Raw genomic sequence first — 239 nt, 5'->3', positions numbered from 1 at the left:
GGAAATTTGACTATGTGATAGGTGCTAAGGTGAAGGGTATTGAAAATACTGTGAAGCTATCGGATGCGCCGTTGATAATTATTGAAGGAGATGAATATTTATCGTCTGCGATTGACCCTCCGCCTAAGTTCCTAAGATACCAACATCACATAGGTTTGATTACGGGTATTGCGTGGGATCATGCTAATGTGTTTCCATCTGAAGACGAGTACGTGAAACAATTTGATCTGTTTGCAGAC

The 239-nt window shown here is 41.0% G+C and carries 1 pseudogene; it reads left to right on the top strand.

The features are described from left to right. Positions 1-239: pseudogene (locus KK062_RS30555) on the top strand (peptidoglycan synthetase); the annotation flags it as partial.

The organism is Dawidia cretensis (assembly GCF_018598175.1).
Classification (GTDB): Bacteria; Bacteroidota; Bacteroidia; order Cytophagales; family Cyclobacteriaceae; genus Ohtaekwangia; species Ohtaekwangia cretensis.
This window is presented reverse-complemented; position numbering and strand designations above follow the sequence as displayed.